Origin of the sequence: Caloramator sp. Dgby_cultured_2, assembly GCF_028872215.1 — a bacterium.
Lineage (GTDB): Bacteria > Bacillota > Clostridia > Clostridiales > Caloramatoraceae > Caloramator > Caloramator australicus.
The window spans coordinates 1,589,322-1,610,854 of record NZ_CP118396.1; the positions used below are offsets into that span (position 1 = coordinate 1,589,322).

At 33.2% G+C, this 21,533-nt stretch carries 23 protein-coding genes, 1 tRNA gene and 5 pseudogenes; 8 read left to right on the plus strand and 21 right to left on the minus strand.

From position 1 onward, the window contains the following. Positions 1–132: 132 nt before the first annotated feature. From PWK10_RS10890 to PWK10_RS18730, 3 genes and pseudogenes are all read right to left on the minus strand, one after another. A pseudogene (locus PWK10_RS10890) lies at positions 133–1,520 on the minus strand (ISLre2 family transposase). An 88-nt stretch (positions 1,521–1,608) separates the two neighbouring features. After that, positions 1,609–1,959 (minus strand): zinc dependent phospholipase C family protein, encoded by a 351-nt coding sequence (locus PWK10_RS18725; protein ID WP_342455774.1) that lies wholly within the window; start codon positions 1,957–1,959, stop codon positions 1,609–1,611. A gap of 29 nt (positions 1,960–1,988) precedes the next feature. Continuing rightward, positions 1,989–2,279, minus strand: a complete 291-nt coding sequence (locus PWK10_RS18730; RefSeq protein WP_342455501.1) for a hypothetical protein — start codon at positions 2,277–2,279, stop codon at positions 1,989–1,991. A gap of 222 nt (positions 2,280–2,501) precedes the next feature. Between PWK10_RS18730 and PWK10_RS10900 the strand changes: the two genes are divergently transcribed. The 4 genes from PWK10_RS10900 to PWK10_RS10915 all read left to right on the plus strand — a co-directional run bounded on the left by PWK10_RS10900 (position 2,502) and on the right by PWK10_RS10915 (position 7,135). Further along, on the plus strand, positions 2,502–3,617 hold the full coding sequence (locus PWK10_RS10900; RefSeq protein WP_274766040.1) for an aminopeptidase: 1,116 nt from the start codon (positions 2,502–2,504) through the stop codon (positions 3,615–3,617). Positions 3,618–3,729: 112 nt separating this feature from the next. Further along, positions 3,730–3,963 (plus strand): oligosaccharide flippase family protein, encoded by a 234-nt coding sequence (locus tag PWK10_RS10905; RefSeq protein ID WP_274766041.1) that lies wholly within the window; start codon positions 3,730–3,732, stop codon positions 3,961–3,963. 98 nt (positions 3,964–4,061) lie between these two features. Next, on the plus strand, positions 4,062–4,667 hold the full coding sequence (locus PWK10_RS10910) for a hypothetical protein (protein ID WP_274766042.1): 606 nt from the start codon (positions 4,062–4,064) through the stop codon (positions 4,665–4,667). Positions 4,668–5,410: 743 nt separating this feature from the next. Continuing rightward, positions 5,411–7,135: a peptide ABC transporter substrate-binding protein gene (locus PWK10_RS10915; protein ID WP_274766043.1), complete on the plus strand. Its 1,725-nt coding sequence runs from the start codon at positions 5,411–5,413 to the stop codon at positions 7,133–7,135. A gap of 206 nt (positions 7,136–7,341) precedes the next feature. Here the strand turns inward: PWK10_RS10915 and PWK10_RS10920 are convergent, their stop codons facing one another. From PWK10_RS10920 to PWK10_RS10945, 6 genes and pseudogenes are all read right to left on the minus strand, one after another. Then, positions 7,342–8,415, minus strand: coding sequence for an RluA family pseudouridine synthase (locus tag PWK10_RS10920; RefSeq protein WP_274766044.1), 1,074 nt, complete (start codon positions 8,413–8,415; stop codon positions 7,342–7,344). Between the two features lie 89 nt (positions 8,416–8,504). Further along, positions 8,505–9,311 (minus strand): hypothetical protein, encoded by an 807-nt coding sequence (locus PWK10_RS10925; protein WP_274766045.1) that lies wholly within the window; start codon positions 9,309–9,311, stop codon positions 8,505–8,507. After that, positions 9,254–9,451: a hypothetical protein gene (locus PWK10_RS10930; protein ID WP_274766046.1), complete on the minus strand. Its 198-nt coding sequence runs from the start codon at positions 9,449–9,451 to the stop codon at positions 9,254–9,256. The genes PWK10_RS10925 and PWK10_RS10930 overlap by 58 nt, the downstream gene beginning before the upstream one ends. Before the next feature lie 47 nt (positions 9,452–9,498). Then, positions 9,499–10,462, minus strand: a pseudogene (locus PWK10_RS10935) (RluA family pseudouridine synthase). Between the two features lie 64 nt (positions 10,463–10,526). Further along, on the minus strand, positions 10,527–10,877 hold the full coding sequence (locus PWK10_RS18735) for an iron-sulfur cluster biosynthesis family protein (protein WP_332925430.1): 351 nt from the start codon (positions 10,875–10,877) through the stop codon (positions 10,527–10,529). Positions 10,878–10,980: 103 nt separating this feature from the next. After that, complete coding sequence (locus tag PWK10_RS10945) at positions 10,981–11,136, minus strand: hypothetical protein (RefSeq protein ID WP_274766048.1); 156 nt, start codon at positions 11,134–11,136, stop codon at positions 10,981–10,983. A 410-nt stretch (positions 11,137–11,546) separates the two neighbouring features. Here PWK10_RS10945 and PWK10_RS10950 point away from each other — a divergent pair. Beyond that, positions 11,547–12,226 (plus strand): annotated as a pseudogene (locus tag PWK10_RS10950) (DUF554 domain-containing protein). A gap of 20 nt (positions 12,227–12,246) precedes the next feature. Here the strand turns inward: PWK10_RS10950 and PWK10_RS10955 are convergent. From PWK10_RS10955 to PWK10_RS10965, 3 genes are all read right to left on the minus strand, one after another. Further along, positions 12,247–12,702, minus strand: a complete 456-nt coding sequence (locus PWK10_RS10955) for a GGDEF domain-containing protein (protein ID WP_274768239.1) — start codon at positions 12,700–12,702, stop codon at positions 12,247–12,249. 70 nt (positions 12,703–12,772) lie between these two features. Beyond that, positions 12,773–12,961, minus strand: a complete 189-nt coding sequence (locus PWK10_RS10960; protein ID WP_274766049.1) for a hypothetical protein — start codon at positions 12,959–12,961, stop codon at positions 12,773–12,775. Between the two features lie 238 nt (positions 12,962–13,199). Then, positions 13,200–13,556, minus strand: a complete 357-nt coding sequence (locus tag PWK10_RS10965; protein ID WP_274766050.1) for a PAS domain S-box protein — start codon at positions 13,554–13,556, stop codon at positions 13,200–13,202. A gap of 241 nt (positions 13,557–13,797) precedes the next feature. Between PWK10_RS10965 and PWK10_RS10970 the strand changes: the two genes are divergently transcribed. Further along, entirely contained in the window at positions 13,798–14,166 is a 369-nt protein-coding gene (locus tag PWK10_RS10970) for a hypothetical protein (RefSeq protein WP_274766051.1), read from the plus strand. Positions 14,167–14,296: 130 nt separating this feature from the next. Next, a pseudogene (safA, locus tag PWK10_RS10975) lies at positions 14,297–14,895 on the plus strand (SafA/ExsA family spore coat assembly protein). A 39-nt stretch (positions 14,896–14,934) separates the two neighbouring features. On the opposite strand, the gene PWK10_RS10980 reads toward safA, so the two are convergent. Both PWK10_RS10980 and ndk read right to left on the minus strand, forming a co-directional pair. Beyond that, positions 14,935–15,010, minus strand: a tRNA-Pro gene (locus PWK10_RS10980). A gap of 37 nt (positions 15,011–15,047) precedes the next feature. Next, on the minus strand, positions 15,048–15,455 hold the full coding sequence (gene ndk / locus PWK10_RS10985; protein ID WP_274766052.1) for a nucleoside-diphosphate kinase: 408 nt from the start codon (positions 15,453–15,455) through the stop codon (positions 15,048–15,050). A 72-nt stretch (positions 15,456–15,527) separates the two neighbouring features. Between ndk and PWK10_RS10990 the strand changes: the two genes are divergently transcribed. Beyond that, positions 15,528–16,487 carry a 3'-5' exoribonuclease YhaM family protein gene (locus PWK10_RS10990; protein WP_274766053.1) on the plus strand — a complete coding sequence of 320 codons (960 nt, stop codon included), beginning with the start codon at positions 15,528–15,530 and terminating at the stop codon, positions 16,485–16,487. Positions 16,488–16,497: 10 nt separating this feature from the next. On the opposite strand, the gene PWK10_RS10995 is transcribed toward PWK10_RS10990, so the two are convergent. From PWK10_RS10995 to PWK10_RS11025, 7 genes and pseudogenes are all read right to left on the minus strand, one after another. Beyond that, entirely contained in the window at positions 16,498–17,046 is a 549-nt protein-coding gene (locus tag PWK10_RS10995; protein ID WP_342455775.1) for a V-type ATP synthase subunit D, read from the minus strand. Positions 17,047–17,094: 48 nt separating this feature from the next. After that, a complete protein-coding gene (locus PWK10_RS11000; RefSeq protein ID WP_274766054.1) occupies positions 17,095–18,459 on the minus strand; it encodes a V-type ATP synthase subunit B in 1,365 nt (454 codons plus the stop codon). 1 nt (position 18,460) lies between these two features. After that, positions 18,461–20,218, minus strand: a pseudogene (locus tag PWK10_RS11005) (V-type ATP synthase subunit A). Continuing rightward, positions 20,211–20,462 carry a hypothetical protein gene (locus PWK10_RS11010; protein ID WP_274766055.1) on the minus strand — a complete coding sequence of 84 codons (252 nt, stop codon included), beginning with the start codon at positions 20,460–20,462 and terminating at the stop codon, positions 20,211–20,213. The pseudogene PWK10_RS11005 and the gene PWK10_RS11010 overlap by 8 nt, the downstream one beginning before the upstream one ends. A gap of 78 nt (positions 20,463–20,540) precedes the next feature. Next, positions 20,541–20,792, minus strand: a complete 252-nt coding sequence (locus PWK10_RS11015) for a hypothetical protein (protein WP_274766056.1) — start codon at positions 20,790–20,792, stop codon at positions 20,541–20,543. A 10-nt stretch (positions 20,793–20,802) separates the two neighbouring features. Then, positions 20,803–21,111 carry a V-type ATP synthase subunit F gene (locus PWK10_RS11020; RefSeq protein WP_274766057.1) on the minus strand — a complete coding sequence of 103 codons (309 nt, stop codon included), beginning with the start codon at positions 21,109–21,111 and terminating at the stop codon, positions 20,803–20,805. A 4-nt stretch (positions 21,112–21,115) separates the two neighbouring features. After that, a complete protein-coding gene (locus PWK10_RS11025) occupies positions 21,116–21,532 on the minus strand; it encodes an ATP synthase subunit C (protein ID WP_274766058.1) in 417 nt (138 codons plus the stop codon). Position 21,533 lies beyond the last annotated feature (1 nt).

The window sequence follows — 21,533 nt, forward strand, 5'->3', positions numbered from 1 at the left end:
TTTATTTTAGTCACATCATTAAAATATTTCAACATCATTCCTGCCGTCGATAGTGTCAAGATATTGTAGGTTAATTTTTTATAGACAACCCCTAAAATGTTTAAAATCAAGACTTTCGTAAACTTTTAAACTTTAAATTATATTTTCATATTTAATTGATTTTAATATCTTATACATCGGTGTTACTTTTCCAATGTTTAATATTGTTATATTATTTATTCCTTCTCGTGAAGAATTATTTATTCTTTTAATTGTTTCTTTTATCTTCTTTTTATTTAATCTAAATGTTTCAACATCTTCCTTGTATATACTTATTTCCCTTAAATTACCTCCATTCCTGCTAAATACCCTTAGCTTTGCCATTATCTTTAATCCCTCTTTACTCCATCCTAATGGCCTACTGCTTAATCTCGCTGATAATACATGGCTTATATGCCCTTCTGCACTGCATCCTATTACATCCTCGTCCTCTTTATATATTACTATCCCTTCCCAGTTATTTAATATATATCTCCTTGCTTCTTTTGCTCTCTCCTTTTCTGTCTTAGTTTCTGCTATATTTATTAACTCCTTAAATATCTCCCTTAAAACCTTCTTATCCCCTTCATTTATCGCTCCCCATATCTTTTGCCTATATTCTTCTCGCTTTGCTGTCCCTCTTATTATGTATTTGTTCAAATGATATCTATCTAATACAAATTTCGCTTTCGGAATCCATTCCATTCCTTCCTTTATCCATCTTGCTCCATCTCCTGCTATGTATATCTTTTCTATGCTCTCTATTTCATAATTGTCATACACATAATTCGCTACATCTATCCATATTTCTTCAGCTTCTACACCAACGTATGCTTTGTAATATACATTCTTTAATTCGTTTCTCCCATTTTTGCTTTGCCTTCCTTCATGTATATATACAAGCCTTGGCATCTCCTTCTTCCCATCCTGCAATGCCACATGATCCTCATCTGCTTCTATGTATAGCACCCTTACTTTCCTCTTTTCTTTTACTTCCCTTTTACTTCTACTTCTCCTACCTGTCTTATTGCATTAAATACTGTCTGTCTACTTAGTTTCTCCGGACATGTTATTTTACTACTCTCCTCATAGGACATATTAATTGCGTTCTCCACCAGCTTTATCTTTACTTCTTTATCTACCTTCTCATGTTTGCTTATCCCTATAATTTCATCAAGTAAATATCTATATTCCCCATTCTTCTTAGATTTGTAATACGTTCTTGCATATTCTATTTCGCCTAGCATTGTTACAATCTTTTTCTTGTCTTTCCTTTCTACTACCCATCCCTTTTTCCTTTTTTCATCTTCTTTAATCGTTTTATCTAATTCTTCTAAAAAGTCCTTTATTATGTTTGCTCCTAATTCATCAGTCATTTTTTTAACTACATCAACAAGTTTTGTTAGATCCCATTCTTTTGATATAGTTTCTTCAACATTTTTTATTAATTTAGTAGTGAAATTTATTAAATGTTGTTGTATAATATTATTCAAAAGAGACACCCCTTATTGGTTTGTGTGTTTTTTCACTTTTATTTTATCACAGGGGTTGTCTCTTTTAAATTTTTGTCTTTTTCGTCCTACAATAATTTTACACTATGCCTGCCGTCGTTTTCTGTGCCTGCGTTAAAATTTCTTCTGTTATTTTAAAATATCTTTCTTCTTTATTCTGTAAATGTTTATATTTTAAATAGGCTTCTATAGCTATCTTTGCATTTTCTTCAATAAAATCCTTTATGGAATTTAAATATATCCCGCCTTTTTCAATTTTAAAGGAATCATGCATAAGATATGTCTTTATAACCCAAAGCTCATATTTTCTATGGCTGTCCAAGAGCTTAATATTGACATGCTGAGGAACCGTCATATCCTGAATGATGTGACAAGAAGATCCAAGATAAAAGGCAGATGCATTTATTTTCCCTTCCTTATATAAGTTAATAGCTTTAGTATAATAATAGGTTGCCTCCTTTAGGGCGTTGCTTGCACCATAAAGGCCCCTATTTTTTCAGGATTATAAAAATGATTGCTGCTTTTAAAATCCTGATCAGCCCAAACAACCCCTGAATTTATATCCCTCATATATTTAGAGAGAAAATCATAAGCTTCTTCATTACCATCATTTTTTAATATTTCTATTGCTTGATTATTTATAAACTTGTGGACCTTACACTCCGTTTTAATTATTTTCCTTTTAATGGGATTTACAGCTTTTAAAATATGCTTAAGAACAAATCCATAGGATTTTTCTAAAGCTTCCATACCATCACCTCAAATTTCTTTTCAATTATATTATAAAACAAATAAAAAAAATATCCTCCTTTTCGGAGGATACTTAGAGGTGATTTATTATAAACCTTACGTAATGACTTCCACACCTCTATTATTTTAGACTTAATTCGACATTTTGTAAAGAGGGTATTTTAATATTTTTGTTAATAGTTTATAATATATTTGTTACAAAAAATTTAAGGAGGGCTTTTTATGGTAGACGAAAGAATAAAGGTTCTTGCAAGAAACCTTATTAACTATTCCTGCAGACTACAGCCAGGTGAAAAGGTGTTGATCGAAACTATTCATCTTGAGCTGCCTCTTGTCACAGAGCTTATTAAAGAAGCTTACAGGGTAGGCGCTATTCCTTTTGTAACTATTAAAAACAGAACAGTTGACAGAGCTCTTCTTATGGGTGCAACTGAAGAGCAAATGAAGATGATGGCAAAGTATGAAGCTGCAAGAATGAGCGATATGGACGCCTACATAGGAATTCGTTCAGGAAACAATACATCAGAATTATCAGATGTTCCATCAGATAAGCTTGGTATCTACAATAAATACTTCTGGCATGAAGTTCATGGAAAAATTAGAGTTCCAAAAACTAAGTGGGTTGTTTTAAGATATCCATCACCATCAATGGCTCAGCTAGCTAACATGAGCACAGAAGCCTTTGAAGATTTCTACTTCAACGTTTGCAATTTAGATTATTCAAAAATGTCCAAAGCAATGGATGCATTAGTAGAACTTATGGAAAGAACAGACAAAGTAAGAATTGTAGGACCTGAAACTGATTTAACCTTCTCAATCAAAGGAATCCCAGTTGTAAAATGTGACGGAAAGATGAATATCCCAGATGGAGAAGTTTATACTGCACCTGTTAAGGACAGCGTAAACGGTTATATAACTTACAATGCTCCTTCAGAATATCAAGGATTCACTTATGAAAACATAAGACTTGAATTTAAAGATGGTAAAATAGTAAAAGCAACTGCAAACAATACAGAAAGAATAAACAAGGTATTCGATACAGATGAAGGTGCAAGATATGTCGGCGAATTTGCAATAGGAGTTAACCCATATATAACAAAACCAATGAAGGATATACTATTCGACGAAAAGATTGCAGGTTCAATCCACTTTACTCCAGGAAGCTCCTATGATGATGCCTTCAACGGAAATAAATCAGCTATTCACTGGGACCTTGTATACATCCAAACTCCAGAATATGGCGGAGGAGAAATTTACTTCGATGATGTTCTTGTAAGAAAAGACGGAAGATTTGTTTTACCTGAGCTTGAAGCATTAAACCCAGAAAACTTAAAGTAATTTAAAAGGCGCAATGATTTGTTTAACCAAACATTGCGCTTTTTTCTAAGATAAGTATAAATTAAGAAGGAATAAAATATTAATATTTATAGATAAATTATCAGGGTGAAGGATGAAGGTTAGTGATTTTTATAAAAACACCTTTATTTTAGTTTTATCCAACATCATAACAGGCACTTTAAACTTTATTTTTTCAATAATTTTATCGCGCCAAATAGGCCCTAAAGGAATGGGAATTTATCAACTTGTAATGCCCCTTTATACAATGTTTTTATTTATAACTGGTGGCGGAATTACCATTGCAGTATCAAAGGTTGCAGCAGAAAAAAGGCAAAAAGAAAATTAAATGAGCTTTATAAAACTGTTAATACAATAATACTCTTCGAAATCTTTTGGTCCATTATAATAACTGCTATATTGCTTTCTTTATCAAAACAATTTTCATTGTTTATCTTAAAGGATTCAAGAACCTATTACAGCATCCTTGCCTTTACCCCTGCACTTATTATAGTGTCTATCTCATCTGTTTACAAGGGTGCCTTCTATGGAATTCAAAGGATGATAGAACCAGCGTTGATCGATATAGTTGAAAAAATTATAAGAATACTTGTAATGTTTCCATTAATAAATTTCTTCAAAAGTAAAAGCTTAGAGCTGAGCTGTGCATCTGCGATGCTTGCTTTAAGTGCTGGTGAGTTTACAAGTCTATTGCTTTTTTATATATTTTATCAAAGCTATAAACTTAAAAATAAATCCTTTGATAAGGCAGAAAATTCTATCCAACTTCTTGTAGACACATTAAAGCTCTCCTTACCATTGGCAATAAACGGAATATCATCAACTGTTTTTAGCATGTTAATTGCAATATTAATTCCCAAACGCCTTATGGTTGCTGGTTTTAGCTATGAAGATGCAATATCTATGTTTGGAAAGCTATCTGGAATGGCCCTTAATGTAATATTCTACCCTGCCGTTATATTAAATTCTTTAAGCATAGTTCTTATTCCATCTATTTCAGAATTTTTGGTTTTAAAAATTTTGCAGCTGTAAAAAGGAGGATTAAAAAAACAATCGAAATAGCCCTTATCCTTTCATTATCTACATTTATCATATTAAACAGCATTCCAGACAAAATATCTTTATTATTTTATAAAGACAGTTCAATAGCACCGCTTATTAAAACTTTATCCTATGGGCTTCCTATAATTTATGTTGAAATGATAAGTTTTTCAATTTTAAATGCCATTGGAAGGCAAACCCAGGTAATGATAAATTCGCTCATTCTTTCTATTATTGATATAGTAATAATTTATATATTCATTGCAGTTCCAAACCTTAATATATATGGCTATGCAATCAACTTTATAGTGTCAGCAACAGTTGGAATAATATTAAACTTCATTTATATCAACTTAAGCGTAAAGTTGAATTTTGAAATTAAAAGAGATATATTAGTTCATTTATTGACCTTTTCTGTTTGCCTTTTTCTTTCTTGGATTCTTTTAAAATCCGGCATAACTCCTATAACTTATATATTTTCCATTTATATTTTATATTTAATCACGTTTAAAACTTTTTACAAATTTTTAAGTATTTGATTTCATTTTTTCGACTATTTTGAACATAAAAATATTTCCAAATCTTAATACTTTTTTACCTCTAAAGGCAGGATTATCTCAATTATTGTAGAATATTTATTAATAACTGGTATTTTATCATGACGCTTAAGGAGGTGAACAATTTAGTTTAAAATTTATATTCATATAAATTAATAACTTAAAGGGGGTATCTAAATGAACAAAACTTTCAAAAAGCTTAGTGCATTCCTTGCTGCTGCTGTATTATTCGTATCCGCAGCTGGATTTGCACAGTCAAAGGCAACAAACTTTACAACTGTAACTTTAAAGGAAATCAACTATTCAAAACCAACTAACATGGACAAGGAACAATTCTTAAACATCCCATTTGGAACAGACATTAAAACTCTTGACCTTTCAAAGGCAACAGATACTTATTCACACGCTATTCTTGAACTCGCTTTTGAAGGCTTAACAAAGACTGATACAAAGGATAATAAATCAGACGTTATCGTTCCTGGTGTTGCATACAAGTATGAAGTTTCAAAGGATGGTCTTGTTTATAGGTTCTATTTAAGAAACAATGCTTATTGGACAGATGGAAAGAGAGTAACTGCACAAGATTTCGTATACTCATGGACAAGACTTCTTGATCCAAATACTGCATCAGATTATGCATACCTATTATACCCAATTAAGAACGCTGAAGCCTTCAACCAAGGAAAGGCAAAGGCATCAGACCTTGGAATTAAGGCTTTAAACGATACTACACTTGAAGTTACATTAAAGGCTCCAACACCATACTTTATAAGCTTAACATCCTTCTCAAACCTCTTCCCATTAAGAAAGGATGTTGTTGAAGCTGCTGGTAATTCATACGGTCAAGACCCATCAAAGCTTGTTTATAACGGACCATTTACAGTTGAACAATGGGTAAAGGGTTCAAAGATAGTTCTCAAGAAGAATCCAAAATATTGGGATGCTGAAAACTACTACCTTGATACAGTTACATTCCTTGTAATCAAGGAAGAAGCAACAAGAATGCAAATGTTCACAAGAAAGCAAGTTGACACTTCAACAGCAAGAGGAGAATACTTAAAGAGATTCCAAAAAGAAGCTCAAAAGGGAACATATAAGCTTATAACTGGATACGACAGAGCAGAAAACTATGTATTCTTCAACAACAAAGACAAGAATAAGCTCTTTACAAATAGAAACGTAAGACTTGCATTCTCACTTGCAATCGACAGAGAAAAGCTCTGCAAGTATGTATTCCAAAGATATTATCCAGCATATGGTTGGACTCCATACAACATCCTTATAGGAGATAAGCAATATAGAAGCCTTGTTCCAGAACCATTAAAGGCTGAAAAGGCTAAGTATCCAACTGATGCTGCATTGAAAGGACTATTACAAAAAGGATTAAAGGAACTTGGATTAAATCCAAACGCAACTTATACAGTTACATTCTTAAGCTCAGGAACAGACTCCTTCTCAAGAACAATTGCTGAGTTCTATCAGAATGAATGGCAAAAGAAGCTTGGCGTAAAGGTTAAGATCGACGCTGTATCAGACTTTGGAACATTCCTTGACAAGGTTGACAAGGGAGACTTCCAAATCGGAGCTATGGCTTGGGGTGCTGACTACAACGACCCAATGACATTCTTCGATATGTGGATTACAGGCGGAGGAAACAACTCAGCTAAGTATTCAAACAAGAAGTATGACGAACTTATAAAGAAGATTTCTATGGAACCAGACAACAACAAGAGACTTCAATACTTCAAAGAAGCCGAAAAATTACTCGTTGCTGATGATGCAGCTATTGCACCAACTCAATACAGAGATAGATACAACTTCACTCATTCATATGTAAAGAACTGGAGATTACCACTCTTTGCAAACTATGAATTAAAGGGAGTTTATACTTCAGGTAGATAATAAAGATGGCAGCTTAGCTGCCATCTTTATTTAATATATAAGCTTATTAATCCCTTCTTCTATTAAAGTATTTAAAGCCAAGTAAAAATCAAACTTATCAGGGTTTCCTTTAAATGATAATTTTACTAATGCTTCTTTACCCTTTTTAAAGTTTTTTATCTCAACTTTAAAATTATCTATTTCTTTGCTTTCTTCTATATCCTTCTCTATTCCCGTAAAAAACTTGCCTCTAATAATATTCCAATTTCTTTTATTTCATTTTCATACCCCACCAAAGAATATCTAATGCTTTTTTCAGAATCTGAAAATATTATATTAAAACTCATTAAGGTTTTGTTTAAAGGATGTTCTATTGATTTAATAGACTGAATTTCATATTTAGGATTATTCTCAATTTCTTTTATTATGTTTTCCTTAACTATTTGAAGTTTACTCATAGGTATCCTCCTGAAAATCCAAATTATATTTTTTAAAATTTCAAGCATATCCTGCGGAATATTAGCCGTGCATACAACCAAATCTTCGCCCCTTAATTTATTAAAAGTAAGCCTAAAGGCATGTAGTGCCTGTCTTTGTATTATATTACTTTTTTCTCCGTATAACTCATCGCTTAAAATAGGGTGTCCTATATGGCTCAGATGCACCCTGATTTGATGTGTTCTTCCGGTTTCTAAAATTAGCTTGACAATTGAAATATCTTCATTTGATGCTATAACCTCATAATGGGTTATTGCTCTTTGTCCTCCTTCAATGACACATCTTTTTATAGAATCTAAGCTTGGTCTGTCGATTGGAAGATCTACTGTCCCTTTTCCCACCATTTTGCCTTTAACTATTGCTATATATTCCTTTTTTACTTTGTTTTTTTCAAACATCTTGGCCATAGCCTGATGGGCAAATTGACTTTTAGCTATCATAACAAGCCCAGATGTGTCCCTATCAAGCCTATTAACAAGCCTTACGATGCAATTTTGTTTTGTTTTTTTAAAATAATTCATAACCCCATTGGCAAGAGTTCCTGATTGATGGCTTTTGGTAGGATGAACCACCATAAATGGAGGCTTATTCACTACCAATATATCCTCATCTTCATAAACTATATCTATGGGAATATCTTCAGGCATTATATCCTGTTCCTTATTTTCCTTTAACAATATTTCAACGATATCCCCTTCCTTTAAAATGTCATCAGCCCAGGCTATCTTTCCATTTATAAAGACACAGCCGTTTTTGGTTATTTTTTTTATAAGCCTCGTCGAAAAGCCCTTTTCAAATTTCAAAAATTATCGAGCCTTTTTCCTTCATCATCCTTAGATATATTAAATATCATCCTGTCCATCTCTATACTCCCCATCTATTTTTTCAAAATTTATTTTTTAGACAGTCCACTGCAAAAGTCAATTATATCTACATAATTTTCTAAAGTTCCAACTACACTAACAAAAATATCGCCTTCAATAAAATCGATGTAAATTTTATCGCCATCGGTTTTCATGGTAAATAATGAATCCTTATTTTCTCTTTTCCTCTGAAGAACTTCGATTTTAACATCATCTTTTATATAAACCAGATTTAGTATATTCTTGCCTTCCTCTCTTATAACCTTAGTTTCAGCAAGATTATATCCATTGTTCTTATATATTAATGGTTCAAAATTTATAAACTTCTTTGCTCTGCTTAAAGTAACGTAAATTGGTTCAGAACCATCAAATAAAAGCTTTTTGGGCCCTAAGGAGGATATAGAAAATAATTTAAAATCTATCTTATCATCTATCAATTGATATTCGAAGACCCTTTGGGAAACTATTTTATTGTTAATAAAATATTCAACCTTATATGGAAGAGAAAAACCCTTATAGTCTCCTACCCAAACCTTTGTAAAATACTGAACATCATCTACTTTATTTTTTATACCTATTATTTTATACTGCACATCATGTTTAACTTCATACCCTATTATTTCTTTTCCTTCTATCATCTTTAAAATTTCAAAAATATCGATTTCAATCAAAGGAATAGTCCATCGGACAATTATGTGGTCGATTTTATTATTGGTATAATAATACTTATCTCCATTTATTATTTCTATAGAATTAAACTCATCAATATAGTCAATTCTTAATTTATCTGGATATGCATAGGATATGGACTTTTTATAATTACCTTCCCATCCCAAGGACTATAGCTTTCTGTAGTTTCTATATACGCAATATTTTTGAAAAGTTTATCTTCGTTATTTTTATAAACTTCTTTACTTAAATTCTTTGCTAAAAGAGTTAGCAAAAAGGCCAAGATTAATATAAAAATTCTTTTCATCTTTTACTCTTTAAAAATTGCTTTAGTAATATATATTAAGCCAAACATTAAAACTTGAATAATTCATGCCTTATCTTTTATATATAGGTGGTAGATTCATAGTTATTATCCTATTGTTTAAATAGCTTAAACTTCCCTTTACTTTTTTAAAAATCAATTTATATGCAATAAGCAGCTGATTATCAAGACCAAACTTATTAAAGAACATGCTGTTTAACTTTCTATGTCCATACTTAGGATCTCCTATTATAGGATTTCCTAAACTTGAAAGATGAGCCCTAATCTGATGGCTTCTCCCTGTTATAAGATCTATTTCAACCTCTGAAAATGCACCGACAGTTTCTAATGTTTTTATCTTTGTTTCTATTTCCTTTGAATCCCTTGTTTTATTGTTAGAAATTATAACTTTGTTGTTCTTCTTGTCCTTTGAAAGATAAGCCCTGTATGTTCCGTCTTCAATTTTACCTTTAATAAGGGCTATGTAGTATTTTTTAATACCTCCTTCTCTAATTGCCTCATTTAAAAGCTTTAAAGCTTCATAGTTTTTAGCATAAATAACTAACCCCTCTGTATTTCTATCTAATCTGTTACAGGGTGAAGGCGAAAAGGTCTTTTCTTCATTTGGGTTATATTCCCCTTATCATAAAGATATGCCAAAACTGCATCGGTTAAGGTTAGCTCTTCACCCTCATCAGGATGAACCAATAAGTTCTTTTCTTTTTCAACGATTAAAACATTTTCATCCTCATAGGCAACCCTTAAATTCAAATTTTCTATTTTTAAAAATTTTAAATCCTTTTCCTTTTTTACATCCTCTATTTCAAATAAAAAGCTTACTTTATCCCCTTCTTTTAACAGGTATTTTTCATTTACACCTTTACCGTTTACTAAAACTTCCCTTTTTCTAATAGCTTTATATATTGAACCTAAGGACATATTTTTAAGGTATTTCCTTAAAAACTTATCAAACCTCTGTCCAGCCTCGTTTGAAGTTATTATTACCTCCTTCATTCTAAAACCTCCTAAGTATATTTTAACCATATCCTAATCTTTCCTTGCAATAACATAATTATAATTAAAACAAAATTATTTTTCTACAAAAAAAATAAGGGCAAAATGCCCTTATTTTAACCACATCCTCCCCGCCATAAAGGGATTCAACTGAAAATCTTTTTCCAAAATAGGTATTTCTATAGTCGATTATAAACCCAGGAGTATATTCTACCATCTCTTCATCAAGTATTATCTTAACTCCCTCTACTTCAAAAACTTTATCATCTTCCTTTGGCACATCCAGAGCCATACCAAAACTTGGACCGCCTCAGCCAAAGCCTGCTATATATACCCTTATACCATATTCTTCTCCTTTTTCTTCAATTTTTTTCTTTAGCTCAATAGCTGCATCTTGAGATATTTTAATTTGCATTTTTATCCCTCCAATTTTATATACCCTTTATAGGTATATTATATGTCATATTTTGACCAAATTCAACACTTTTTAGGAAAAATTTAAACCCGGAAAATCCGGGTTATTTCTTTTCTCCTTTTTTGTTTTTATAATCCCTTACGTTTTCAAAATTATATCCAATTATATTATCTGAAAAGGAAGCAAGCTTTATATCCGTAAGGCCTATTCTTTCATCATTTAAATCAACTTTAAGTTTATCATCTGTTCTATTTTCCATATATACTCTCCTTTCAAAATGTGTCAAATTTTATCGAAAAGAATATAATATACTAAGCAAATTTGGGGAGGGAAAATTATGTGTAGAGATCCTATCTCTTTAATACTTTTATTATGGTTTTTAGGCTGTAAAGATCCATGCTCAAGATCCTGCTGCTGCAGGCATAAATGTAGATGTAGATAAAGCCTTTGAAAAAATTGAGCCTATTATCACATAGGCTCAATTTCTTCAGTTTTATTCTTCTTAGCCTTTTTTTCTTTTCCTTCAGCTTTTTTCTTTCTGTTTTCCTTATCTTTTCCCATCTTCAACTCCCCTTTCCTTTTCTGAATTTATTTTTTCTCATATATTGCTTTTTATACATTTTTTATTTAAAATATTATTAAATTTTTCCAAAATAAGGGGTGACCAAAATGCTTGGTAGTATTGTAAACTTTTTGCAATAATCATTGGGGGAATTTTAGGGCTTTTATTAAAAAAGGAATTCCAGAAAGGATAAGCAAAACAATTATCGAAGGACTTGCCCTTTGTGTATTTTTCATCGGGGTATCTGGAATGCTAAAAGGGAGCAACGTTTTGCTTATTATTTTTTCCATTGTAATAGGTGGAATTATAGGGGAAGTTATTGATATAGATAAGCTTATAAATAATTTAGGCAAAAAATAGAAGAAAAATTTGAAGGCAAAGGCAACATTTCTGAGGCTTTTGTCACAACAAGCCTATTATACTGCGTAGGTGCCATGGCAATCGTCGGATCCCTACAGAGCGGCCTTGAGGGGAATCACAAGATTCTTTTCGCTAAATCCATTTTAGACGGGATTTCGTCTATTATTTTTGCATCAACTATGGGCATTGGGGTTTTGTTCTCTGCCTTTTCCGTCCTTTTATATCAAGGAGCAATTACCCTTCTTGCATTTACTCTAAAAATATTTTAACTACCGCTACAATTAACGAAATGACCTCAATCGGCAGTCTTTTAATCCTTGGAATATCTTTAAATATGTTAAAGATAACAAATATAAAGATTGCAAATTTATTACCTTCCGTCCTTATTCCAATTGTATATTACATGCTTTTAAACCTAATAAAATAAATCCAGGCGTTGCCTGGATTTTAATCTGTAATAACCATATTTCTTCCACTGTTCTTTGCCAAATATAAAGCCTTATCTGCTCTTTTTATAACCTTTTCAACATCGTAATTATCCTCAGGTAAAAGCTCTGAAACTCCAAAGCTTGCTGTAAATTTTACTTTTTTATCAACATCCCTTATATAAACCTCTGACCTTTCTACATATTCTCTTAATTGTTCTGCCTTTTTCTTTGCGTTTTCCTTATTAGTTGCAGAAAGGAAAATTATAAATTCTTCTCCACCGAATCTTGCCACTATATCATATTTTCGTGTATGTTTTCTCAATATGGAACTAAAGACCTTTAAAATTTTATCTCCCGCATCATGGCCGTAAGTATCGTTTACTAATTTAAATCTATCTAAATCCGTTAATATTATCGAAAAGGTTTCTCCTCTTCTTTTTGCCCTATTTATTTCTTCCTTTGTTCTTACAAAAATGCTCTTCTATTATAAAGCCCTGTTAAATAATCGTGCATTGCGAGACTTTCAGCTCTTCTTACAGCTTTTCTTAACTTAATTTCCATATTTTTTGTTCCGTTATATCCTGCTCTATACCTACTATTCTATATATTTTTCCCTCGCTGTTTATTACAGGAAGAATCTTTGTCCTTATCCATTTTATATTGTCATCAACAACTATTCTATATTCCTGTGTAAAATAGCCTTTTTCTTTTATTTCATTTATTGTATTTTCCATCGTTGATCTTTTTCAACACTTTCTCTATCCTTTGGGTAAACATAATCAATCCATAACCTTGGGTTTTTATAAATTTCCTTTATTGGTATTCCATATATCCTTTCAAAGGAACTGCTTAAATAAATTACCTCTCGAGTTTTAACATCCTGTAAAAATGTAATTTCATCTAAGTTTTCTGTAATTTGACTTATTATTTCATTCTGTTCCTTTATTTTTTCTTCTGCCTTTTTAACATCTGTTATATCGCTAAAGAAGGTGACAAAGTAATTTTTTCAGGGGAAAATACATCTATCCTATACCACCTATCCCAAAGGTCAAAATATTGGACAATATGATCCTCTACTCCATTTAGGGCAATATTACCATAATATTCGATCCAATTAAAGCTGCTATTTTGAATATCAGGTATAATTTGTTTTACAGTTTTTCCTAATATATTTTGTCTTTTTAATCCAGTTAGCTCTTCAAATGCCGTATTTACATAAATATACTCATAGTCTACTGGCTTATTATTTTCATCTAAAATAATTTTGTGATAGGCAAAGGCATTTTGCATCCTATCGATAAGTTTTAAAATAACAGAATCAATCTCCATCCCCTGACACCTCTTAAACAAAGGATTAAACACGAATCTTATTATACATAATAAATTCAAGAATTTTCAATTAAATTTATATGTTAGTATAATAAAAAAATTATTAAATTTAGGCAAGGAGCCATTTGTCTATATAAAGCTTGAAACTCCATTTTTCATAAACTATAATTTATTATATAAGTCTAAAATGATTAAATCGCATTAACATATAAATCATACTTTACGAAGGGAGAACGTTTAAATGGATATGGAATTGTTGAATGCCTTTAGAACAATCATTAAGGAAGAACTTAAACCTATAAATGAACGCCTTGATTCTATGCAAAATCAAATTGATTCTATGCAGGATCAGATAAATTCTATGCAGGATCAGATTTATTCTGTGCACAATGAAGTGTCTCTAATTAAGGCTCAGGTAGAAGAAAATACTCAAATCCTACGTGCTCTTGAGCATAAAGCAGAAATTAATAAGGCTGAACATGATAATTTTGCCCTTCAACTTGCAAATATTGAGGGAAATGTTAACAAAATTAAAAATGCTGTAGCAAAGGGAGAAGAAGCATACAACTATCTTGAAAGCTTTAAGAATATATTAACCCACAGGGGTTAAAGCATATATAACTTAAAACCTCTTTCCTGGCAAAGAAAAACCAAGAAAGAGGTTTTTAAATTAAAATAAAGAATAAAACCTCTTTTTCTACTCAAACTAAACATTAGAGGTGATTAGTTTGAATAAAAAAATAAGTATTATATTCTTGACTTTATTTTTTCTGATTACATCAACAATTTACGCCCAAGATACCTATTACACTGTTCAACCTGGAGATAGCATATGGAAGATCGCACAAAAATATCAGGTAGGTATTTCTGAAATCATTTCAGCTAACCCAGAGATAAAAATCCAGCCCTTATATATCCAGGCCAAAAGATTAAAATTCCTGTTATAGAGACTAAAGCTCTAGAGAGCGAAGTTGTGAGGCTTGTTAACATTGAAAGGGCTAAGGTAGGCCTTCCTCCTTTAAAGGAAAACTGGCAGCTTTCAAGAATTGCAAGATATAAATCCCAAGATATGATAAACAAAAACTACTTTTCCCACTATTCACCGACCTACGGCTCACCCTTTCAAATGATTGAATCCTTCGGCTTAAGATTTTCAGCAGCTGGTGAAAATATTGCAATGGGTCAAAGAACTCCACAGGAAGTCATGAATGCATGGATGAACTCTCCAGGTCACAGAAGCAACATCTTAAACCCAACCTTTACCGAAATAGGCGTCGGCCTTGCAAAGGATAAGGCAGGAAGGTGCTATTGGACGCAGATGTTTATAAAACCTATATAAGATTTAAAGCCTACAACCTAATGGTTGTAGGCTTTTTCTTGGTCTGGGTGACTGGACTTGAACCAGCGACCTCCAGAACCCCATTCTGGCGCGCTACCATCTGCGCCACACCCAGATAACTATATTATATTATACACTAATTTATAAATTTTTCAATAGATTTCTGGAAACCAAATTTTCATTTCCCTTTCAGCGGATTCTAATGAGTCCGAAGCATGAACAAGGTTTTCCGTCTCATCGAAGGCGAAATCACCTCTAATCGTCCCAGGAAGGGCATCCTGATACTTTGTAGCACCGTTGATTATCCTTGCACATTTTATTGCATTTTTCCCCTCTAAAATAATTGCAATAACCATTCCAGATGTTAAAAACTTAATTAACCTCTCATAAAAGTCTTTCCCTTCATGTTCCTTGTAATGTTCCATTGCAAGTTGCTCTGATGGATAAAGGGACTTTATAGCTATAACCCTTAACCCCTTCATCTCATAACGCCTTATAATCTCACCTATCAAATTTCTCCTAACTCCGTCCGGCTTTATTAAAACCAATGTTCTTTCCAAAATAATCCCTCCACTAAAATATTATGTGTTTTATTTGCAAAAATTATGTATAATATAATTCGAGGTGATTTTATGCAGCTAAATGTAAATCAAAAATTTGAAAATATAGCTGTTGCTGTAAGGCAAATAACTAGAAAAACCGACCAAAACAACAAAAACTACTACCATCTTCAGGTTAGCATAGGCCTTAAAAACTATGACTCTAAAATCTGGAACGATGATGAAAAAATCGGCGAAGAAATTATCCCTGGGTGTCTTGCCTATATATCAGGAATAGCAAGGGATTTTAAGGGCAGCCTTCAGCTGCACATAAGCAACATCCAAAGAATATGGAATCCCTCGCAGGAACTTTTAAACTCCATTCTTCCATCAGGCTATGTTAATGAAAACGATATGGTCCTTGAGATAAATAATATTATATCAACTATAAGCAATCCTTTTATAAAAACCCTTTTAGAAAACATATTTGCAATGCCAGATGTTAAAAAACACTTTTATAAAAAGGCAGCAGGTGCAGAAATACATCATGCCTACCAAGGTGGCCTTGCACAGCATACGATAGAGGTTGTAAAGCTTATTCAAAGCTACTGTAAAATATTTAGCTACATTAAATACGACATAGCCGTTGCTGCGGCACTACTTCATGACATCGGTAAAATATATGAACTTTCAAGCTTTCCCGAAAACAAATATACAACTAAAGGACGTTTACTCGGCCATATTTCCCTTGGTGCAGACCTTGTAAGCAGGGCAATTAGCGAAATAAAAGATTTTCCAAACGATTTAAAATACGACCTTATCCACTGCATTCTATCCCACCACGGAACCCTTGATATGGGCTCTCCGGTTCTTCCCATGACAATAGAAGCAATAGCAGTCCACAACGCCGATAAAGCAAGTGCAGAAATAAACGCCTTTCATCTTGCAATAGAAAGGGATACCGGCCTTGATGGCTGGACAGAATATAACCCTACTTATAGAAGAAGTATAAAAAATAAAAAGCTACCCCCTTTAGGGGTTTTGCTTCTTTAATCTTTTTTCTTTACAACCTTAAGCCTAAAAAATCCTCCCTATCCTTCTCCTCAAGGACCTCCTGAATGGATTTGACCAAGTTTTCATATTTGGGTATTTGGATATTTTCAAGGGCATTTGCCCTCCTTTGAGTCTTTTTAATATCATGGGCAAGCCTAAAGACTGCATTTTCAATCTCTGCAAGTTCAAATAGTAAAAGTTTTACCTCTTGAAACTTAGTAAAGGCAACATCAAGAGCTGAGTTTGTTTGGTAAAAACTATAACTTGGCCTTTCCATCTCCTTCGAATGCTTTACTATAGGAACCTCAACCCCCATAACGCTTTTAAAAATAATCTCAAACTCCTCCACCTCAGGAACAGTCGACGCAATATCCTCAACAAAATGAATCCCCATAGTAATGTTTGCCATTTGAAGGGCCTCATAGGCCTCTTTAAACAGCTCATTTACCCTTTTTTGTATTTCCTTTGACTTATCAACAAGGCCCATGATTTCCCTTATTAGGACATTCCTTTTCTGGTCTAAAAGTTCAAATCCCTTTTTGAAAATTCTAAGGATGATTTAGCCTTCATAAGATTGGATTTGGTAGGGGCTATATTTTCCATCTAATCACCCCTTATAATATTTATCCAAAAGTTTTGGATCTATTCTATCAAGTTCATTCTTGGGAAGGATGGATAAAATAGACCAAGCTAAATCGATTGACTCTATAATACTTCTTTCCTCATAAAAATCCTGTTTTAAAAATTTATCCTCAAAGGCCCTTCCAAATTCCATATATTTTTTATCTATACTTGATAGCTCATCCTCCCCTATAACCTGGGCAAGGGCTAAAACCTCTTGATATTTTGTATAGGATGCAAAAACTTGATTTGCAACAGAAGGATGATCCTCCCTTGTATACCCTTCACCTACACCATCCTTCATAAGCCTTGAAAGGGATGGAAGGATATTTATAGGAGGATATATATTCCTTTGATATATTTCTCTGCTTAAAACTATTTGTCCTTCGGTTATATATCCTGTAAGGTCTGGGACAGGATGGGTTATATCATCATTTGGCATTGTAAGGATTGGAATTTGTGTTATTGAGCCTTTAGAACCTTCAATAATTCCTGCCCTTTCATATATAGAGGCAAGGTCGGAATATAAGTATCCTGGATAGCCCTTCCTTCCAGGGACCTCCTCCCTTGCAGAGGATATCTCCCTTAACGCCTCACAATAACTTGTCATATCGCTTAAAACCACCAAAACATGCATATCCTCATTAAAGGCAAGGTATTCTGCAGCCGTAAGGGCACATCTTGGGGTTACGATCCTTTCAACAACAGGATCATCAGCAAGATTTAAAAACATTACAACCCTCTCTAAAACCCCTGACTCCTCAAACATTTTGGTAAAATAATGGGCATCATCATGCTTTATTCCCATAGCAGCAAAAACAATGGCAAAATTTTCCCCATCTGCTATTTTGGCCTGGTTTATAATCTGGGCTGCAATTTCGTTATGAGGAAGTCCATTCCCTGAAAATATTGGAAGCTTTTGTCCTCTAATTAATGTTGTAAGAAGGTCTATTGCTGAAATACCCGTTTGGATGTAGTTTCTTGGATATTTCCTTGCAACCGGATTTATCGGTCTTCCGTTTACATTCATTTTAATTGGAGAAAATATAGGTCCTCCACCATCAATCGGAACTCCAAACCCATTAAATATTCTCCCTAAAATATCTTTTGATAGGCTAATTTCAAGAGGCTTTCCAGTAAATTTAACCGACACATCCTTTACAGATAGCCCTGATGTTGTTTCAAAAACTTGAATTATTGCCTTATCCTCATAAAGCTGAACTACCTTCCCATGCTTTATTCCATCCCTTGTTTTTATTTCAACTATCTCATCATAGGAAACATCTTCAACTTCAGATAGGATTAAAAGTGGTCCCTCTATTTTTTCTATATGTAAAAATTCCTTTTGCATATCAATCACCTTCATAGGACTTTAAAATTTGGCTGAATTCTTCCTCTATATCCCTTTGTAAATTATCAAATTCATCTTTATATTCATTAGGAATAGAGTATTTCATCTTCAATATTTCACTGTAGCCCTTCATCTGTCTTATTTTTCCTATTGGAACTCCCTTTTAATAGCAAATAGTGCCTTGTCATAAAATAGCTTAATCATCCTTAGCATATTATATTGCTTATGTAAAGGAACATAGGTATCTTCTGGATGGTAGGCATTTTGCTGGAGAAAGCCTATTTTTATAAGCCTTGCAACCTCTAAAATTAACCTTTGGTCGTCCGGAAGAACGTCCTCTCCAACAAGTTTTACAATTTCTAAAAGCTTATTTTCCTCCTGAAGAACCTTTAGCATTTCACCCCTTAGCTTAAAGAAATCTTCGCTGACATTTTCCCTATACCAATCATTAAGAAGGGATAAATACCCGCTATAACTTGATAGCCAATTTATAGCCGGATAATGCCTTGAATAGGCAAGATTTCTATCAAGACTCAAAAATACGCTTACAAACCTTTTTGTATTTTGAGTAACAGGCTCTGAAAAATCGCCTCCAGCTGGAGATACAGCCCCAATTATAGAAACAGAGGCCTCTTTACCTGAAAGGGTTTCAACATACCCGGCCCTTTCATAAAACTCCGCAAGCCTTGAAGCAAGATAAGCAGGATAGCCTTCCTCTGCCGGCATTTCCTCAAGACGCCCCGATATTTCCCTTAGGGCTTCTGCCCATCTTGATGTTGAATCTGCCATTATTGCAACGTTATATCCCATATCCCTAAAATATTCCGCAATAGTAATGCCTGTATATATCGACGCTTCCCTTGCAGCAACTGGCATATTTGATGTATTGGCAATAAGGATGGTTCTATTCATAAGAGGAAGATTGGAATTAGGGTCAATAAGTTTTGGGAAATCCTCCAAAACCTCCGTCATCTCATTTCCTCTTTCACCGCAGCCAATGTAAACAATAACATCGGCATCGCTCCACTTAGCAAGCTGATGCTGAGTCATGGTTTTTCCAGTTCCAAATCCTCCAGGGATTGCTGCAGTTCCCCCTTTGCAATAGGGAAAAAGGTATCTATTACTCTTTGACCAGTTATAAGGGGCTTTTCGATTGGGAATCTTCTTTTACCGGCCTTGGAATTCTAACCGGCCACTCCTGATACATCTTAAGTTCATATTCTTTATCATCCTGCAGCTTTAAAATGACATCCTCAATACAGTATTCACCTTCTGCTGCAACATATATTACTCTTCCCTTTACTTTAGGAGGAACCATGATAAAATGCTTTATAAGGGTGTTTCCTCAACATAGGCAAAGGGCTGTCCTTCTTCAAGATATTCTCCTTCTTTTACTAAAAATTGACTTTCCATCTTTTGTTAGGATCTATCGAGATAAGCCCTATTCCCTCGTTTATAAAATTTCCGCTGTATTCCTTTATTTTATTTAGTGGCCTTTCTATGCCATCAAATATATTTCCAATTATTCCAGGTCCAAGTTTAACGGACAAAGGTTTACCTGTAGGATAAACAAATTCACCAATTTTAAGTCCTGCCGTTTCTTCATAGACCTGTATCGTCCCATAATCTTCATAAATAGAAATCACTTCACCTATTAATTTTTTCTCACCAACTGCCACCATTTCCCTCATTCTAAAATTTTTCATGTTTTTGCTTTAATTACCGGACCGTTTATATATGTTATAATCCCGTTATCCATAATCCCACCACCTAAAGATTAGAAAAAGTATCTGGCCTATTTTTTCCTTTTTATCCTCCATTAATGCCTTCAAAGAATGATCTATTCTTATCCTATTTTCATCTTCCAAAATAAATCCTCCAATTAAGCTATCATCAAATTCAACTTTAAATCCATTTAAATAGGGCTTTAATAATTCAAAGTCTTTATTGGTTAAAATCAATTTAAAATTTTTATTTTCAAGAGCCTTTTTCAAACTATCCAAAAGCCAATCTTTATATTGATTGCTTTTAGTATATTCTTCTAATTTTATCTTTAAATCCTCAAAAACTTATTAAAAACTTCATCCCTTTTTTAAGAAGTATTCTTTTCTCCTCATATTTTGCCTTTGATACAATCCTTTGTGCCTCTTCGTTAGCCTTTTTATTCTTTCCTCCCTCACCCTATTGAATTCCTCTTCGAAATCCCTTTTCTTTTCCTCTATAAGGTTTTTAAATCTCTCGTTAAATCTTTCAATTTCCTCTTTATTTTCCTTCTCTATTTTTTGATAAACAAGCTCTGTAAACAGCCTTATCTTTTCTTCAATAGTTACCATATAAATCACCTCAGATTTTTATCCCAACGGACTCTTTAATATACTTAACAAGATAATCATCATCCCTTATGCTACCTTGTCTATTTGGAATTTCAATTATAAGCGGCATTTCCTGATTGATCTTTACCTCATTTACAAGGTGTCTTATCTTCGAAGCCAGTCTTTCAGTTAAAACTATTATTCCAATTTCCTTATCCTTAATTGCCCTTTTAAACTCTACCTCTCCTTCCTCCTTTGAAGAAACTAAAACACCCTTTATCCCAGCAAGTCTCATTCCCACCAAAGTATCATGGCTGTCAGAAATCAAAAATATTTTCATGATATCACCTTAGTCTTCCTAATATCATTATTGAGATTATAAGCCCATATATTGCAATACCTTCTGCAAGCCCAACAAATATTAAAGTTTTTCCAAGTATTTTAGGATCCTCCGAAACAGCACCAAGGGCAGATGAACCTACCGCACCAACAGCGTATCCTGCGCCTATTGCAGCAAGCCCTGTGCTAAGTCCTGCAGCAATAAAACCTAATCCTGCTGCTCCGTTTCCTTCAGCAGCAGCATGGGCAACCTGAGGAATCGCCATAATTATAAAGGCAGTTAAAATGGCAATAAAGGATGATACGTTTAGCTTTAAATGCTTTTTAAATTCATCCTTTTTCATATTATCCTTTAGAGCTAAAACTCCCTTTGTAAGTGTAAAAATAACTATTAGTGTTGCTAATATAACAAAGATAAACATT

What these genes read in the sequence shown, in the direction of transcription:
- PWK10_RS18730 (WP_342455501.1), bottom strand. Translation starts at nt 2,279, where the DNA reads ATGGAAGCTTTAGAAAAATCCTATGGATTTGTTCTTAAGCATATTTTA.
- PWK10_RS10900 (WP_274766040.1), top strand. Translation starts at nt 2,502, where the DNA reads ATGGTAGACGAAAGAATAAAGGTTCTTGCAAGAAACCTTATTAACTAT.
- PWK10_RS10905 (WP_274766041.1), top strand. Translation starts at nt 3,730, where the DNA reads ATGAAGGTTAGTGATTTTTATAAAAACACCTTTATTTTAGTTTTATCC.
- PWK10_RS10915 (WP_274766043.1), top strand. Translation starts at nt 5,411, where the DNA reads ATGAACAAAACTTTCAAAAAGCTTAGTGCATTCCTTGCTGCTGCTGTA.
- PWK10_RS10930 (WP_274766046.1), bottom strand. Translation starts at nt 9,451, where the DNA reads ATGAAAAGAATTTTTATATTAATCTTGGCCTTTTTGCTAACTCTTTTA.
- PWK10_RS10945 (WP_274766048.1), bottom strand. Translation starts at nt 11,136, where the DNA reads ATGGAAAATAGAACAGATGATAAACTTAAAGTTGATTTAAATGATGAA.
- PWK10_RS10960 (WP_274766049.1), bottom strand. Translation starts at nt 12,961, where the DNA reads ATGGAAAATACAATAAATGAAATAAAAGAAAAAGGCTATTTTACACAG.
- PWK10_RS10965 (WP_274766050.1), bottom strand. Translation starts at nt 13,556, where the DNA reads ATGGAGATTGATTCTGTTATTTTAAAACTTATCGATAGGATGCAAAAT.
- PWK10_RS10970 (WP_274766051.1), top strand. Translation starts at nt 13,798, where the DNA reads ATGGATATGGAATTGTTGAATGCCTTTAGAACAATCATTAAGGAAGAA.
- PWK10_RS10990 (WP_274766053.1), top strand. Translation starts at nt 15,528, where the DNA reads ATGCAGCTAAATGTAAATCAAAAATTTGAAAATATAGCTGTTGCTGTA.
- PWK10_RS11000 (WP_274766054.1), bottom strand. Translation starts at nt 18,459, where the DNA reads ATGCAAAAGGAATTTTTACATATAGAAAAAATAGAGGGACCACTTTTA.
- PWK10_RS11015 (WP_274766056.1), bottom strand. Translation starts at nt 20,792, where the DNA reads ATGGTAACTATTGAAGAAAAGATAAGGCTGTTTACAGAGCTTGTTTAT.
- PWK10_RS11020 (WP_274766057.1), bottom strand. Translation starts at nt 21,111, where the DNA reads ATGAAAATATTTTTGATTTCTGACAGCCATGATACTTTGGTGGGAATG.
- PWK10_RS11025 (WP_274766058.1), bottom strand. Translation starts at nt 21,532, where the DNA reads ATGTTTATCTTTGTTATATTAGCAACACTAATAGTTATTTTTACACTT.